The 14,432-nt window shown below is 60.6% G+C and carries 13 protein-coding genes; 7 read left to right on the top strand and 6 right to left on the bottom strand.

Annotated elements, in window-relative coordinates:
* Window positions 1–11: 11 nt before the first annotated feature.
* Entirely contained in the window at window positions 12–1,211 is a 1,200-nt protein-coding gene (gene dapE, locus MPZ60_RS13130; RefSeq protein ID WP_034355450.1) for a succinyl-diaminopimelate desuccinylase, read from the top strand.
* Window positions 1,208–2,155, top strand: coding sequence for a 50S ribosomal protein L3 N(5)-glutamine methyltransferase (gene prmB, locus MPZ60_RS13135; RefSeq protein WP_034355453.1), 948 nt, complete (start codon window positions 1,208–1,210; stop codon window positions 2,153–2,155). Before dapE ends, prmB begins: the two co-directional genes overlap by 4 nt.
* A 396-nt stretch (window positions 2,156–2,551) precedes the next feature.
* Here the strand turns inward: prmB and MPZ60_RS13140 are convergent, their stop codons facing one another.
* On the bottom strand, window positions 2,552–3,412 hold the full coding sequence (locus MPZ60_RS13140; protein ID WP_034355459.1) for a ferritin-like domain-containing protein: 861 nt from the start codon (window positions 3,410–3,412) through the stop codon (window positions 2,552–2,554).
* A 407-nt stretch (window positions 3,413–3,819) separates the two neighbouring features.
* Here MPZ60_RS13140 and MPZ60_RS13145 point away from each other — a divergent pair, with 407 nt between their 5' ends.
* Both MPZ60_RS13145 and MPZ60_RS25175 read left to right on the top strand, forming a co-directional pair.
* Window positions 3,820–5,868, top strand: coding sequence for an ABC-F family ATP-binding cassette domain-containing protein (locus MPZ60_RS13145; RefSeq protein ID WP_034355461.1), 2,049 nt, complete (start codon window positions 3,820–3,822; stop codon window positions 5,866–5,868).
* 178 nt (window positions 5,869–6,046) lie between these two features.
* Entirely contained in the window at window positions 6,047–6,169 is a 123-nt protein-coding gene (locus MPZ60_RS25175) for a hypothetical protein (protein ID WP_003064982.1), read from the top strand.
* Window positions 6,170–6,604: 435 nt separating this feature from the next.
* Here the strand turns inward: MPZ60_RS25175 and phbB are convergent, their stop codons facing one another.
* From phbB to MPZ60_RS13160, 3 genes are all read right to left on the bottom strand, one after another.
* Window positions 6,605–7,342 carry an acetoacetyl-CoA reductase gene (gene phbB, locus MPZ60_RS13150; protein ID WP_003064980.1) on the bottom strand — a complete coding sequence of 246 codons (738 nt, stop codon included), beginning with the start codon at window positions 7,340–7,342 and terminating at the stop codon, window positions 6,605–6,607.
* Between the two features lie 260 nt (window positions 7,343–7,602).
* Window positions 7,603–8,784 carry an acetyl-CoA C-acetyltransferase gene (locus tag MPZ60_RS13155; RefSeq protein WP_003064978.1) on the bottom strand — a complete coding sequence of 394 codons (1,182 nt, stop codon included), beginning with the start codon at window positions 8,782–8,784 and terminating at the stop codon, window positions 7,603–7,605.
* 145 nt (window positions 8,785–8,929) lie between these two features.
* Window positions 8,930–10,822 carry an alpha/beta hydrolase gene (locus MPZ60_RS13160; RefSeq protein ID WP_034355463.1) on the bottom strand — a complete coding sequence of 631 codons (1,893 nt, stop codon included), beginning with the start codon at window positions 10,820–10,822 and terminating at the stop codon, window positions 8,930–8,932.
* A 204-nt stretch (window positions 10,823–11,026) separates the two neighbouring features.
* On the opposite strand from MPZ60_RS13160, the gene MPZ60_RS13165 reads away from it, so the two are divergent.
* Complete coding sequence (locus MPZ60_RS13165; protein WP_034385059.1) at window positions 11,027–11,341, top strand: hypothetical protein; 315 nt, start codon at window positions 11,027–11,029, stop codon at window positions 11,339–11,341.
* Here MPZ60_RS13165 and MPZ60_RS13170 read toward each other — a convergent pair.
* Both MPZ60_RS13170 and maiA read right to left on the bottom strand, forming a co-directional pair.
* On the bottom strand, window positions 11,258–12,175 hold the full coding sequence (locus MPZ60_RS13170; protein ID WP_034355590.1) for a polyphenol oxidase family protein: 918 nt from the start codon (window positions 12,173–12,175) through the stop codon (window positions 11,258–11,260). The genes MPZ60_RS13165 and MPZ60_RS13170 overlap by 84 nt on opposite strands.
* A 10-nt stretch (window positions 12,176–12,185) precedes the next feature.
* Complete coding sequence (maiA, locus tag MPZ60_RS13175; RefSeq protein ID WP_034355595.1) at window positions 12,186–12,851, bottom strand: maleylacetoacetate isomerase; 666 nt, start codon at window positions 12,849–12,851, stop codon at window positions 12,186–12,188.
* Window positions 12,852–13,013: 162 nt separating this feature from the next.
* Here maiA and MPZ60_RS13180 point away from each other — a divergent pair, with 162 nt between their 5' ends.
* Entirely contained in the window at window positions 13,014–13,709 is a 696-nt protein-coding gene (locus MPZ60_RS13180; protein ID WP_034355597.1) for a fumarylacetoacetate hydrolase family protein, read from the top strand.
* Between the two features lie 134 nt (window positions 13,710–13,843).
* A complete protein-coding gene (locus tag MPZ60_RS13185; protein WP_003064965.1) occupies window positions 13,844–14,404 on the top strand; it encodes an NUDIX hydrolase in 561 nt (186 codons plus the stop codon).
* Window positions 14,405–14,432: the final 28 nt, after the last annotated feature.

A 14,432-nucleotide genomic window follows, 5' to 3' on the forward strand; every position in this document is an offset into this window, starting at 1 on the left:
AAGCCCCCTCCATGTCCCGGACACTGCAACTGACCGAGCAGCTCATCAGCCTGCCCTCCGTCACCCCCGAAGATGCTGGCTGCCTTGAGCTGCTCGCCGATGCCCTGACACCCATGGGATTTACCTGCGAGCGGCTGGACAGCGGCCCCGCAGACTTCCGCGTACAAAACCTGTGGGCAAAGCGCGCTCCTGCGATTTCTCAGTCTACGCAAGGTGCTATCAATTCAGATAGGCCTGTGCTGGTCTTTGCCGGCCATACCGATGTGGTGCCACCCGGCCCGCTCAAGGAATGGACCAGCCCGCCTTTCGTGCCCATGCACCGCGACGGCAAGCTCTACGGCCGTGGTGCCAGCGACATGAAGACCTCCATCGCCGCCTTTGTCGTGGCGCTGGAGGAGTTTCTGCAGGCCACGCCCGAGCCCGCCTTCGACATCGCCCTGCTGCTGACCAGCGACGAGGAAGGCCCCTCGATCGACGGCACCAAGGTCGTGGTCGAAGAGCTGCGCCAGCGTGGCGAGCGCCTGGACTGGTGCATCGTGGGCGAGCCCACCTCGGTCAAACAGACCGGCGACATGATCAAGAACGGCCGCCGCGGCACCATGAGCGGCAAGCTCACCGTCAACGGCGTGCAAGGTCATATCGCCTACCCGCAACTGGCACGCAACCCCATTCACGAGGCCTTGCCCGCACTCGCGGAACTCGCGGCCACGGTCTGGGACCGCGGCAATGCGTTCTTCCCGCCCACCAGCTGGCAGATCAGCAATATCCATGGCGGCACGGGCGCCAGCAACGTCATTCCCGGTCACGTGGTGATCGACTTCAATTTCCGCTTCTGCACCGAGTCCAGTTCCGACTCCCTGCAAAAGCGCGTACATGAAATCCTGGACCGCCATGGCGTCGAGTACTCGCTGGTCTGGACCGTGGGCGGACAGCCTTTTCTGACCACACCGGGCACCCTGGTGCAGGCCGTGCAGGCCGCCATCAAGGATGAAACCGGACTGGATACCGAGCTATCCACCACGGGCGGCACCAGTGATGGCCGCTTCATCGCCCAGATCTGCCCTCAGGTCATCGAGATGGGCCCGCCCAATGCCAGCATCCACAAGATCGACGAACACATCGCCGTGGCCGATATCGAGCCCCTGAAAAACATCTACCGCAAGACTCTGGAACAACTCCAGCGCCAGCAGACCGCACCCCAGACCGCATGAGCACTACCAGCACAACCCTGATCTCCGGCAACACCGTTGCCGAACTGATTGCCAGCGGCACCCAGGCGCTCACCGCTGCCGGCGTGGCTTTTGGCCACGGCACGGCCACGGCCGAAGACGAAGCGGCCTGGCTGGTGCTCTGGAAGCTGGGCCTGCCCCTGGACAGCGAACTCACGCCCGGCGCTCCGGAATCTGTTGCAAATCAGCCTGTATCTCTTGATGCACAAGCGCAGACAGCTACTCTTTTTGAAGAACGTATCCGCAGCCGCAAGCCCGCGGCCTATCTGACGAACGAGGCCTGGCTGGTGGGCGTGCCCTTCTACATCGACGAACGCTCCATCGTGCCGCGCAGCTTTATCGCCGAGCTGCTGGCCGACGGCAGCATCGACGGCTGGCTGTCCGACAAGACCGTGCAGGTGCTCGACCTGTGCACCGGCAACGGCTCCCTGGCCTGCCTTGCCGCCATGGCCTATCCTGAAGTCCGGGTGACCGGTGCCGATATCTCGACCGATGCCCTCGCCGTCGCCCGCATCAATGTGGACAAGCACGGGCTGCAGGATCGCGTGACGCTGCTGGAAAGCAACGGCATGAGCCAAGTGCCCGGCCCCTGGGATCTCGTACTTTGCAACCCGCCCTACGTGAACTCCGACAGCATGGGCAAGCTGCCTGCCGAGTACCAGGCCGAGCCCGAGCTGGCCCTGGCCGGCGGTACCGACGGCATGGACTTCATCCGCCGACTGCTCGAGGACTTGCCAGCGCGCCTGAACAAGGACGCAGTGGTGGTGCTGGAGATCGGCAATGAAAAGCCGTACTTCGAGGCCGCCTTCCCCGATCTGCCCGTGTTCTGGCTCGACACCAGCTCGGGTGACGAGCAGGTGCTGCTGATTACCGAAGAGGCGCTGCGCCACTGGTCCGAGGGCAATACCGCCGCCTTGCAGCTGTAAGTTCTTCGTTCCGCATCCAAGGCACAGGCTGCTCAAAGCCTTGTGCCTTTTTCTCTATGCAGGTCTTTGAACAAGCGCTCAAGCACGCTTGACCGCACTCGGATAGCGAAAACCGCCGCCCGCAATCTGCAGACCATCGCGCCTGCCTGCAAAGAAGCGGGCATTGAGCAGATCCTCTTCATCTCGAAGCCCGCCGCGCCCAGCAGCTCTGCCATGCCCTGCGGCGTGCCGAATGCATGCTACGGTTCAGCAGACCAATGCTGTCGTAGTGATACAAGGTGCGCACGCTCTCGGCTGCACGCTGCGCCACTCCTCCGGTCGTGAGATCGGTGCCTGTCATGGAAATCGAATGCCCGAACGACTGGAGCCAGTCGGGCTCGTTTGCTGCTGCAAGACTCAGTACGACATCATGCGTGTCGCCAGCTTGGAGATGGGTGTACGCACCATACCCTCCACGCGAGCTGGCAGCAGCATGGGCTTGAGCAGCATGCGCACGGCAAGATCGGCAGGCAGGCGACGGCTGACCAGCTCGTAAATGCGCTGGGCCATGTCTTCGAAGCGAGTGCTGCTATCGGAGAAATAAGGACCCTTGTGCGCCCAGACATGACGCAGCGCGATATCCGAATCGCTCTCTCTCAACTCCTTGAGACGACCATACAGTGCCTTGGCAATGCGCGTGCGGCCCACAGGCGCCTGCTGCTGCAGCTCCTTGAAGTACTTGAGGAAATGCTTGAAGTGGTTGACCTCGTCGTTGCGGATATTGCCCAGCAACTCGCTCAGAACCGGCTCATCGCTGAGTTCGCGCAAGGTGTGATAGTAGGCCGTGGTGCCTGTCTCCACCACGCAGCGCGCCACCATTTCCAGGCGCGGGTCGGGGTAGAGCTCCTCCATGGTGCACAGCTGCGAATATTCGGCAAAAAAGCTGTCGTAGGCTTGCTGCCAGGGAAACTCCGGCCACACGGCTTCCACATAGGCCCGTAGCGCGCGTCCGTGCTGCAGTTCTTCGGACTCCCATTGATCCTTGAGCCAGACCGCGATCTCGGGCCAGGCAGCGTAATGCTCGGCCAGGTTGGCCGCGTAGGTATCCGAGCCGGTTTCGATGAACGAGGCACTCATCAGCAAGAAGAACAGGTCCTGGTTGTGCTCTATGGCAGTGCGATCGATGGCAGAGAAGTCAATGTCTTCAATGCGCCAGTGGGCAGAGCCTTTTCTGCTCGGGGTGGTTGAATGTGAAGAGAGGGACACGTTTTGCTGCATCAGTTGTAGGACCGACATACTTAATCTGTCGGACTTCAGACTTAGAGATATGCCATCTTGTCGACATTTGGCCCTTACGCCATGTCAGATTACACCGACATTACAGGAGACTAACAATTCTTCAAATAGCCTTCTACAGGCTTTCATACCGACCTTCAAGCTGATTTTTTGAGTTGCGATCATGGATCTTCGCGGACTCCGCTATTTCATCACCGTGCGGGAGTCTGCACCCAGGCCCCAAGCGCGTGAACATGAGCTGAAATTCACCGAAACGATGATGGAGCGTATAGGTCTTCAAGCCATATGAAAGCTCGGACAGACCTGCCACAACCGGGGCACCGCTACCGCCCTGCTCATTCCCTCAAGCTCCTGAGCCTGAGGGCATTCGCGGATAATCGACCCCAGTCATGATCAGTCTCAAGAACATCACGCTGCGCCGCGGCACCAAAGTCCTGCTCGACCAAGTCAGCACCACCATCAACCCCGGAGAGTCTGTCGGCCTTGTCGGCCGTAACGGTGCAGGCAAGTCCAGCCTGTTCGCCCTGCTCAATGGCAGCATCAGCGAAGACGGCGGTGATTTCTTCATCCCTCCTCAGTGGCGCATGGCACAGGTAGCCCAGCACATGCCGGAAACCGACGAATCAGCCACCCGGTTTGTTCTGGATGGCGACACGCGCCTGGCCGAACTGAACGCCCAGTTGGCTGCCGCCGAAGCCTCAGGCGATGGTATGGAAATCGCCCAGGCCTATGTGGATCTGGCCGATGCAGGTGCGCATGATGCTGAATCACGCGCGCAAGCCCTGATTCTGGGTCTGGGCTTCAAGGTGTCCGAGCTGGATCATCCCGTCAACAGTTTCTCGGGCGGCTGGCGCATGCGTCTGCAGTTGGCCCGTGCACTGATGGCTCCCAGCGATCTGCTGCTTCTGGACGAACCCACCAACCACTTGGACCTGGATGCCCTGGTCTGGCTGGAGGCCTGGCTCAAGCGCTATAGCGGCACGATGATCGTCATCAGCCACGACCGCGAATTCCTGGACGCCATCACCAACGTCACACTGCAGATCCAGGGCGGGCAGATCAACCGCTACGGCGGCAATTACTCGCGCTTTGAAGAACTGCGTGCCCAGCAGCTGGAGCTGCAGGCGGCCAGCTTCGCCAAGCAGCAGGAAAAAATGGCCCATCTGCAGAAGTTCATCGACCGCTTCAAGGCCAAGGCCAGCAAGGCCAAGCAGGCACAAAGCCGGGTCAAGCAGCTCGAGCGCATGGAAAAGGTCGGGCCGGTACTGGCCGAAGCCGAGTTCACCTTCGAATTCAAGGAACCCGCCAATCTGCCCAACCCCATGCTGGCGATTACCGATGCCAGCTTCGGCTATGAGGACGAAGACGGCAGGCAGACCACCATCTTGCGGGGCGTCAACCGCTCCGTGCTGGCAGGCCAGCGCATCGGCATCCTCGGGGCCAACGGCCAGGGCAAGTCGACCCTGGTCAAGACCATCGCCCGCGAGATGAAGGCGCTGGCCGGCACCGTCACCGAAGGCAAGGGCCTCAATATCGGCTACTTTGCCCAACAGGAACTGGACGTTCTGCGCCCCGGTGAGAACCCGCTGGAGCACATGACACGTCTGGCCAGGGAGCTCGGCGCTGCCGCACCCGCCGCCAGCCGCGAACAGGACTTGCGCAACTGGCTGGGCACTTTCAACTTCAGCGGCGACATGGTCAAGCAGTCTGTGGGCAGCATGAGCGGTGGCGAAAAAGCCCGTCTGGTACTGGCCATGATCGTCTGGCAACGCCCCAATCTGCTGCTGCTGGACGAGCCTACCAACCACCTGGACCTGGCCACGCGCGAAGCGCTGGCCATGGCGCTCAACGACTTCGACGGCACCGTGATGCTGGTCTCCCACGACCGTCACCTTCTTCGCGCCGTATGTGAAGACTTCTGGATGGTGGGCCGCGGCGTTGTCGGCCCGTTCGACGGCGACCTGGACGACTACCAGCGTTATCTGCTGGAGGAGTCCAAGCGCTTGCGTGAAGAAGCACGCAATGCCGAACAGCAGGCCAACAGCACGCCAGCGGTGCAAACTCCGGTAGAACTCAAGCCAGTTACGCCTGAAGCCCCTTCTACAAAAGCGCTGGACGCTCTGAAAACAGAATCATTCCCTGACACCGTGGCTGACCCCAAGGAAGCCCGTCGCCTCGCCGCTGCAGCTCGCCAGCAACTGGCCGAAAAGACCAAGCCCTTCAAGAAAGAGCTGGAACAGATCGACAAGACGCTGCCCAAGCTCAATGCCCAGCGCGGCGCGCTGGAAGAAAAGCTGGCCACGCCCGGACTATCCGGTGGCGATATCGTGGAAGCGGGCAAGCAGCTGAGTGCCGTCAGCGCTGAAATCGATCAACTGGAAGAGCGCTGGCTGGAGCTTTCGGAGCAGATCGAAGCCCTGACCACCGAAACCTGCTAAGCCCAGGAAAAGCCCTGCCATTGACCAGCTTTGGCAGGGCGCTCTTCATTTTGAACATGCATGCCGGCTGCTGAAAACATCAGCAAACGCGAGTTGCATTTTCTTGCGCTGTTGATTCAGCTTCTTGTCAACCTGCAGTTCAGGCCAGGCGTTGAACCACTCAAAGGAGTGAACTGCAATGACCACCACTGTTACCGACACCGCCAAAGCCCAGCCCGCACAGGCCGCAGCAGCTATGTCTCTGATGGCTTGGCCCTGGGACGAACGTGATCGCAAGCGTGCCCCCGCCTTTGCAGCCTGATTATCACTGGATAAAAGAACAGGTAAAAAATTTCCAAAAAGCTGTCAACGAGCTGAATCCGTCAGACGTTAAACAGACATACAGGAGAGATTCCAATGCAAACCACGAACATCATGTCCATCTGGCCCGAAGACGAGCGCGATCGCAAGCGCTAAGCGCTCGCCGCGCAACACTGTGCAGACCAAAGCGCAGTGTGTTGCAGCCAGGTGCCCGGGCAGTCGGCACTGATAGGCCAAAGAAGCATCAGCCTTGCTGCCCTGCGCTCAACCAGTCGCTTTGCAAAGCGGCACAGAAACCCAAGACCCGCATGAATGATCTCTGCGGGTTTTGTCATTTGGGCATCGTCCCGCTCTTTGCCCGCAGGCTTGCAGGGAAAAACAGCAGCGACATGAAAAAAGGAGCCTGAGCTCCTTTTTGCCGAATGCCTGAAAAGGCTTAGTGCATATGCAGGCCGCCGTTGACCGCAAAGTCCGCACCTGTGGAATAGCTGCCCTCTTCCGAAGCCAGCCAGGAGATGATGGAGGCGATCTCCGCAGGCTCGCCCAGACGCTTGACGGGTACGCCCGCCACGATCTTTTCGAGCACATCGGGACGAATTGCCTTGACCATATCGGTGCCGATGTAACCAGGGCTGACTGTATTCACGGTCACACCCTTGGCAGCCAACTCTTGAGCCAGCGCCATGGTGAAGCCATGCATACCGGCCTTGGCAGCCGAGTAGTTGGTCTGTCCGGCCTGTCCCTTGGCGCCGTTGACCGAGCTGATGTTGATGATTCGGCCCCAGCCCTTTTCCACCATGTCTGCCACCACCTGCTTGGTGACGTTGAACATGGAGTTGAGGTTGGTTTCGATGACCGACTTCCAGTCGTCCGGCGTCATCTTGACGAACATGCGGTCGCGGGTGATACCCGCGTTGTTCACCAGCACATCGATGTTGCCGTGCTCTGCCTTGGTCTGGTTGAAGGCTTCGACGGTGGATTCCCAATCCCCCACATTACCAACCGAGGCATAAAACGTGTAACCCAATTGCGCCTGCTCGTCCAGCCACTTGCGGTAGTCGCGCGATGGTCCGCAACCCGCGATCACCTTGAAGCCATCCTTATGCAAACGCTGGCAGATTGCGGTACCGATACCGCCCATGCCCCCCGTGACGTACGCTACTTTCTGGCCCATTCATCTCTCCTGTCAATCAATGGTTATTTCACGATCACACTATCAACGATAAGAATTCTGAGGAATTGCTTATCGTTTTGAACGCCACACACCCTGCACGCTGGCCATGCCAGTATGCAATCGAGTAGGTCCGAATGAACCCGCTTTCGCCGTGGTTTACCTCGTGATCTTCCCTAGGGTCGATGGGAGGCTGGCATCAGCGGGCTTCCCAGACTGCGCCGGCCTTCAGGAGCACCGGAGCAGTCTGCAATCCTGAAGCCTCAGCAGGCTTCCACAGCCATAGCAACACCCATGCCACCGCCGATGCACAGGCCGGCCAGGCCCTTCTTGGCACCGCTGCGCTGCATTTCATGCAGCAGCGTCACCAGAATGCGGCAGCCCGATGCACCAATGGGGTGACCGATGGCGATGGCACCGCCGTTGACGTTGACCTTGGCGGTGTCAATGCCCAGATCCTGATTCACCGCGCAGGCCTGTGCGGCAAAGGCTTCGTTGAGTTCGAACAGGTCCACATCGGCAGCCTTCCAGCCGGCGCGATCCAGCGCCTTGCGCGTGGCATAGACAGGACCGAGGCCCATGACCTCTGGAGCCAGGCCGCTGGTGGCATAAGACACGATCTTGGCCAGGGGCTTGAGGCCCAGTGCCTTGGCCTTGGCCGCCGTCATCACCACCACGGCGGCAGCGCCGTCGTTCAGACCCGAGGCATTGCCGGCCGTCACCGAACCTGCCTTGTCGAAAGCGGGCTTGAGGGTGGCCAGTACATCGGCATTGGTCTTGCGGTTGACGTATTCGTCACTGTCGAACACGATGGGGTCACCCTTGCGCTGGGGAATGCTCACGGGAACGATTTCGTCCTTGAACTTGCCAGCATCCTGCGCGGCCGCAGCCTTTTGCTGGCTGGCCAGCGCCAGCGCATCCTGCTGCGCGCGGCTGACGTTCTTTTCCTTGGCCACGTTCTCGGCAGTGATGCCCATGTGGTATTGGTTGTAGACATCCCACAGACCGTCCACGATCATGGTGTCCACCATCTTCCAGTCACCCATACGCTGGCCGTCACGCGAATTGGGCACGGCATGGGGCGACAGGCTCATGTTTTCCTGGCCTCCGGCAACCACGATTTCGCTGTCTCCCGTTGCCACGGCCTGAGCTGCCAGCATCACGGCCTTAAGGCCGGAGCCGCAGACGGCATTGATCGTCAGCGCAGGTGTCTCCTTGGCAATGCCGGCCGCCATCATGGCCTGACGCGCAGGATTCTGCCCGGCCGCCGCCGTCAACACCTGACCCATGATGACTTCACCGACCTGGTCCTTGCCCACCTTGGCACGAGCCAGAGCCTCGGAAATCACGGTCGCACCCAGCTGGGTTGCAGGAATCTTGGCCAGAGAGCCGCCGAACTTGCCGACCGCCGTACGCACGGCGGAAACGATAACGATGTCTTCCATTGCTGACGAACCTTTCTAGGTTTCTTACAAGTGATGCATGCGTGCGGGTTGCATCCTGTTCATCGTGCCACCCGCCGCTTCCTATCACGGTGCGAGCCTTGTTTGCTGCACCGCAATATGGAACTGATTGTGCCTCAGGCCTCGCTCAGGCTTTTGACAGAACATAGCGACCCGGAGCATCTTCGATGGCTTCATAGGCACGTGCACGGCCATAGCTCTTGGGAGCCGCGAGCTGCTTGCCTGCATGGCTGCCCAGCCAGGCACTCCAGTCCGTCCACCAGCTGCCCGGATACTCCGTGGCCTCGGCCAGCCAATCGTTGAACGCCTCAGGAAACTCGCCATCCTCACGCAGCCAGTGGCTGCGCTTGTTCTTGGCCGGCGGGTTGATGACGCCGGCGATATGGCCGGAGGCACCCATCACGAAACGACGCTCACCGCCCAGTACCTGCGACGAGGCATAGGCCGCAGCGACAGGAACGATGTGGTCCTCGCGCGAGCCGTAGATATAGACCGGCATCTTGAGCTGGCTCATGTCGATCTTCTCGCCGCACACGGTCAGCACGCCGGGCTTGATCAGGTTGTTCTCCAGGTAGAGATTGCGCAGATACCAGGCGTAGAACGGGCCGGGAAGATTGGTGGAGTCGCTGTTCCAGTAAAGCAGATCGAATGGCGGCGGTGTCTCGCCCTTGAGGTAGTTGCCCACCACATAGTTCCAGACCAGATCATTCGGGCGCAGAAAGCTGAAGGTGGATGCCATGTCCTGGCCCTTCATCAGCCCGCCTTTACCCATTTGCATCTCACGCAGGCGCACCATGTTTTCATCAATGAAGATATCCAGAATGCCTGTGTCGCGGAAGTCGATCAGCGTGGTCAGCAGCGTCATGCTGGCTACGGGAAAAGCATGGGCCTCCACCTTGGCCGCAGCAGTTTTGCTGCCTGTCTTTGCAGCCGCAGCACGGCTGCGGGGCTTGGCAGCTTGCGGCTGTCCATGCTCGCGGGCATGGCGTGCAGCCAGCACTGCCATGGCAGTGGAGAGCATGGTGCCGCCCACACAGAAACCCAGCACATTGATCTGCGGCGCCTCGCAGATATCCTGAACCGTGCTCACAGCCTTGAGCACGCCATCTTCGATGTAGTCATCCCAGCTCTTGTGCGCCTGGCTTTCGTCGGGATTGCGCCAACTGACCACAAAGGTGCGATGCCCCTGGCTGACGGCATAGCGAATCACGGAGTTGTCCGGCTGCAAGTCCAGAATGTAGAACTTGTTGATGCAGGGCGGCACCATCAGAAAAGGCTTCTCGAATACCTTGGCAGTCAGTGGCTTGTATTCGATGAGCTGGAACAGCTCGTTCTCGAAAACCACCGCGCCTTCGGTGGTCGCCACGTTCTTTCCCACGGTGAACAGGCTTTCGTCGGTCATGGAGACATGGCCCTGGCGCATGTCGGCCAGCAGATTGGCAATACCCTGAGCCAGGCTCTCGCCCTTGGTTTCAACAACCTTGTTGAGCGCATCGGCGTTCAGTGCCAGAAAATTGCTGGGCGCCATGGCTGCCACCCATTGCTCGACCGCAAAACGCACGCGATTGCGTGTTTTTTCATCGCCCTGCACCGCTTCGGCCATACCGGTCAGCATGCGACTGCCCAGCAGGTAGTTGGCTGCGGCCATCGATGCAACGGGATTGGCGCTCCACTCTGGCTTGGCAAAGCGCTTGTCCTTGGACAGCAGGGCCTGAATCTGTTTTCCATCTGCCAACGACTGCACCGACTGCAGGTATTCCTGCTGCAGCCCCTGCAGTTTGGCCGCATCGAACTGCACCGCTTGAGCCGACCCCGTTGCCATCTGGGGCATGGCCGATTGCATGGCATCCATGATTCCAGCCCAAGGGTTGGGTGCGGACCCCAGACCTGGCATGGCGCTGAGCCCCATGGGAGCACCGGACTGCATCTGCTGAAGCGTCTGGAGGCTCTTGCTCCAATGCTCCTGCCAGAATTGTTGAATGGATTGGCCAGCTTGGCCCCAGCTCGGGTCAAAATTCATGCTTACATCCTAGTCAAGGCAAGCGACCGGCGATCTCAGGGTCTGGGGACGCTTGCGGAATCTGCAATACGGCTCACACGGCGGCATTGTCACCTATGTGCCAGGCAGTTCCGACAAGAAGCGGCCTCATTTTGCCGTTATGAAGCTGTTTTGACACAAAACAACCCGAAGCCAGCATGCTTTCTGGCTCACTACAGAAACACCATGTACCTCATTGCCATCGCCTGGATGTACGTTGTCGTGATGATGACGATCGCCGAGGCAGCCAGCCCCGGCGGCACCCTGCTGGGTGCATTTTTCACCTTCGTGCTCTACGGTCTGCTGCCGCTTTCCATCGTGCTCTACATACTGGGCACGCCGGCCAGAAAGCGCCGCCTCAAAGCCCGGCAGGAACAGGAAGCGCTAGCTGCAGAACACGTGCCTCCCAGCCCCGGCTCAGGCATCGCGCCAGATGCTGGCAGCCAGCCGCCCGCTGCCGCCCAGACGAGCGGCGTCGCGCCGGTGCGAGAAGAAACGTGATGCATTGCTGACCGTGCACCAGGGCCGGCTGCCATCGTTGCCAAAGATTGCAGCAATGCCCAATGCAGCAAGCCTCTGGCGTGCCAGTTGCGCCAGATCGGCCAGATATTTGATGCTGCTGCCAGGTACAGGCACAAAGTGTCGTACCGCATCGGCGTCATGCGCCACGAAGATATCGCGCACTTCGGCCCCCACTTCAAAGGACTCGGAACCTATGCATGGGCCCAGCCAGGCCTGAGTGCGGGCGGCAATCCGGGACGGCTTCGTGTCGGCTGCCGAAAGCGATTGCTGCGCCTGCACTTTCCGGGAAAAAGACTCGAAAAGCATCTCCAGCACACCGCCGTGCAACGGCCCCTCAGACTGCTGTCTGCCGGGCGGCATGCCGGCCAGACCACGCCAGCCCGCATGGGCCGCGCCCACGACCAGCCCCGAATCATGGGCCAGCAACACGGGCAGACAGTCCGCCACCATGACGGTGCAGACCACGCCTGCATCATCGGTCACGCAGGCATCGAAGGCCGCACCATTGGACTCGGCCACATTGCCTGCGTCCAGCGTCAGCACGTCCACGCCATGCACCTGCTGCAAGTACGCCGTGCAGGCACCAGGGGTGCGGGCCTGCAGCGCCGCATTGAACAGTTCACGGTTGCGGCGCACGTGAGCGGGGTTGTCGCTCACGTGGTCGCCCAGGTTCATGCTGCCCCAGGGTGCCTGGCTGACGCCGCCCTCGCGCGAGGTGCAGATGGCATGCACGCCGGGCAGAGCCGGCCAGTCCGGGACCAGCCAGGAGTCAGGCCAGAGGTCCGGTGGACCCGGCCTATAGGTCTCGCTCATGACGCCCTCTTCACTCAGCATCCGGACAGGCTGAAGGATGGGCCTGCTGGAAAGCCGGCAAGGCGTTGCACCGCTCGACCACGTCCATCAGGCGCGGCAGAGCCTCGAGATTCACATTGAAGCGCTGGGCGTTGTAGATCTGCGGGACCAGGCAGCATTCGGCCAGCGTGGGTGCGTCACCCCAGCAAAACGTCGACGGCGCCAGGCCCATGGCCTTACGTTCGGCATCCAGCAGCGCCAGCTGACGCTCGAAGGCTTCCAGACCGGAGCGCACCCAGTGCGCATACCAGCCATTCTTGGCCTCGTCGCTGGCCCCCATTTGGTGCACCAGGTACTTGAGCACGCGCAGGTTGTTGAGCGGATGGATCTCGCAAGCCACCATCTGCGCCAATGCGCGCACATGGGCACGGCCCAGTGCATCCCTGGGCAGCAATGGTGTTTCAGCATGGGTCTCATCGAGATATTCGATGATGGCCATGGACTGCGTGAGCCAGTGCCCCTCGTCCGTCACCAGTGCGGGCACCAGCGCGTCACCCACATGGGAGGCATAGGCCGCAGCCTTTTGTTCGCCGCGCACCAGATGCACGGGCACGGAGTCATAGGACAGCCCCTTGAGTTGCAGTGCAATGCGCACACGATAAGAGGCGGAAGAACGGAAATAGGTATGCAGCTTCATGATGTGAGCAGCATAGCGCGAGCCGCACGGACTGGCATTTTCCCTAGGGCTGGAATACGTAAAAGCCGTCATCTGCCACGCCGTCTCCGGGCCTGCATCGTGGCACACTGCTTGCCACATCAACCATTGCTGATTTCAGCGCGTGTTCTTGCCGAGGACTTCATGAGTTACGTGTTCAATCCCCCTGCCGTTGCCAGCCTGCCTGTTGTGGGCCGCGGCGAGCGCTTTCCCATTCACCGCATCTATTGCGTGGGCCGCAACTATGAGGATCACGCCAAGGAAATGGGCTTTACCGGCCGCGAGCCACCGTTCTTCTTCATGAAGCCTGCGGACGCGACCGTGGCAGTGGAAGCCGGCAGCACCACCACCGTGGCCTATCCCACGCTGACCCAGAATCTGCACCATGAAATCGAGCTGGTCGTTGCCATCGGCAAGGCCGGCAAGAACATCAAGGCAGCCGATGCACTGCAGTACATCTACGGCTATGCCGTGGGTCTGGACATGACACGTCGCGACCTGCAAAACGACATGAAGAAGCAAGGCCGCCCCTGGTGTATCGGCAAGGCTTTCGAGCAATCCGCCCCCATAGGCCCCATCACGCCAGCCGATCGGGCGGGAGACATCGTCAACGCCGAGATTTCGCTGCAGGTCAATGGTGACTATCGCCAGCGCAGCCACATCCACAAGCTGATCTGGAATATCGCCGAAACCATTGAGCATCTCTCCAGCGCCTGGGAGCTGCAGCCCGGCGACCTGATCATGACCGGCACCCCCGAGGGCGTGGCCGCCGTGGTCAAGGGCGATGTGCTGGAAGGCGCAGTCACCGGACTTGAATCCATCAAGATCCAGATCGCCTAAGAATCCCTGGCGCACAGGCAGTTAGCGCCGGCCAGGTACTCCGGGAGTCGCACCGCATGGTGTGACTCCCTTTTTCATAGCTGTTTGCGCATGTTGTACCTGCGCTAGCGGCCTGATTTGCTTATAGTTGCGGAATGATTTTTCGCAGCCCCATCAAGTTCTGCCGCAATTGCGGCACCGCAGTCACCTACCGCGTTCCTGACGATGGGGATACGCGCGAGCGTGCCGTTTGCCCGGCCTGCCACACCATCCACTATGAAAACCCGCTCAATGTGGTCGGCACCCTGCCCGTGATGGACGACGGGCGCGTGCTGCTGTGCAAGCGCAACATCGAGCCGCGCCGCGGCAAATGGACGCTGCCTGCAGGCTTCATGGAGCTGGCCGAAACCACCAGCCGCGGAGCCCAGCGCGAAACCGACGAGGAAGCCGGAGCCGACATCGAGCTGGGCAGGCTGTTCAGTCTCATCAACGTGCCCCAGGTAGGACAGGTCCATCTCTTCTATCTGGCCCGCCTCAGAAGTACGCAGTTCTACCCCGGGCCCGAGACCATGGAGGCCCAGTTGTTCGCCGAGGCAGACATCCCCTGGGAAGAAATCGCGTTTCGCACCGTCAAGCTCACCCTGGAACGCTTCTTTGCCGACCGCAGGGCCGGCGTGCTGGAGCAGCCGCAGGTGCACTGCATAGACCTGCTCTGAATCGGCCAGATTGGTTACCCACTTTCTC

Source organism: Comamonas sp. 7D-2 (genome assembly GCF_022749555.1).
GTDB lineage: Bacteria > Pseudomonadota > Gammaproteobacteria > Burkholderiales > Burkholderiaceae_C > Comamonas > Comamonas thiooxydans.

Excerpts from the sequence above, each read along its gene's own strand:
- dapE (WP_034355450.1), top strand. The coding sequence starts at position 12 with ATGTCCCGGACACTGCAACTGACCGAGCAGCTCATCAGCCTGCCCTCC.
- prmB (WP_034355453.1), top strand. The coding sequence starts at position 1,208 with ATGAGCACTACCAGCACAACCCTGATCTCCGGCAACACCGTTGCCGAA.
- MPZ60_RS13140 (WP_034355459.1), bottom strand. The coding sequence starts at position 3,412 with ATGCAGCAAAACGTGTCCCTCTCTTCACATTCAACCACCCCGAGCAGA.
- MPZ60_RS13145 (WP_034355461.1), top strand. The coding sequence starts at position 3,820 with ATGATCAGTCTCAAGAACATCACGCTGCGCCGCGGCACCAAAGTCCTG.
- MPZ60_RS25175 (WP_003064982.1), top strand. The coding sequence starts at position 6,047 with ATGACCACCACTGTTACCGACACCGCCAAAGCCCAGCCCGCACAGGCC.
- phbB (WP_003064980.1), bottom strand. The coding sequence starts at position 7,342 with ATGGGCCAGAAAGTAGCGTACGTCACGGGGGGCATGGGCGGTATCGGT.
- MPZ60_RS13155 (WP_003064978.1), bottom strand. The coding sequence starts at position 8,784 with ATGGAAGACATCGTTATCGTTTCCGCCGTGCGTACGGCGGTCGGCAAG.
- MPZ60_RS13160 (WP_034355463.1), bottom strand. The coding sequence starts at position 10,822 with ATGAATTTTGACCCGAGCTGGGGCCAAGCTGGCCAATCCATTCAACAA.
- MPZ60_RS13165 (WP_034385059.1), top strand. The coding sequence starts at position 11,027 with ATGTACCTCATTGCCATCGCCTGGATGTACGTTGTCGTGATGATGACG.
- MPZ60_RS13170 (WP_034355590.1), bottom strand. The coding sequence starts at position 12,175 with ATGAGCGAGACCTATAGGCCGGGTCCACCGGACCTCTGGCCTGACTCC.
- maiA (WP_034355595.1), bottom strand. The coding sequence starts at position 12,851 with ATGAAGCTGCATACCTATTTCCGTTCTTCCGCCTCTTATCGTGTGCGC.
- MPZ60_RS13180 (WP_034355597.1), top strand. The coding sequence starts at position 13,014 with ATGAGTTACGTGTTCAATCCCCCTGCCGTTGCCAGCCTGCCTGTTGTG.
- MPZ60_RS13185 (WP_003064965.1), top strand. The coding sequence starts at position 13,844 with ATGATTTTTCGCAGCCCCATCAAGTTCTGCCGCAATTGCGGCACCGCA.